Source organism: Microseira wollei NIES-4236, assembly GCF_020521235.1.
In the GTDB taxonomy this organism is placed as follows: Bacteria; Cyanobacteriota; Cyanobacteriia; order Cyanobacteriales; family Aerosakkonemataceae; genus Microseira; species Microseira wollei.
This window is the reverse complement of sequence record NZ_BLAY01000564.1, coordinates 1-461: the sequence shown is the minus strand read 5'-3', so window position 1 is coordinate 461 and position 461 is coordinate 1. Positions and strand designations below refer to the sequence as shown.

The 461-nt window shown below is 45.8% G+C and carries 1 protein-coding gene; it reads right to left on the bottom strand.

The genetic code is table 11. From position 1 onward, the window contains the following. Positions 1 to 461: hypothetical protein (locus MiSe_RS49860; protein WP_226595044.1), on the bottom strand; the 461-nt coding region annotated here is incomplete at both ends.

Sequence of the window (461 nt, the reverse complement as noted above, 5' to 3'; positions counted from 1 at the left end):
AGGGACGCATCCAAAACCTGATCTACAAGCGAACATTTGATGATTGCCGTGTCCTCTGAAAAATCGTCGGTGTAGGGACGCATCCAAAACCTGATCTACAAGCAAACATTTGATGATTGCCGTGTCCCTCTGCAAAATCGTCGGTGTAGGGACACGGCATTCAAAACCTGATCTACAAGCAAACATTTTATGATTGCCGTGTCCTCTGAAAAATCGTCGGTGTAGGGACACGGCATCCAAAACCTGATCTACAAGCAAACATTTGATGATTGCCTTGTCCCTCTGCAAAATCGTCGGTGTAGGGACACGGCATCCAAAACCTGATCTACAAGCAAACATTTGATGATTGCCTTGTCCTCTGAAAAATCGTCGGTGTAGGGACACGGCATCCAAAACCTGATCTACAAGCAAACATTTTATGATTGCCTTGTCCTCTGAAAAATCGTCGGTGTAGGGACACG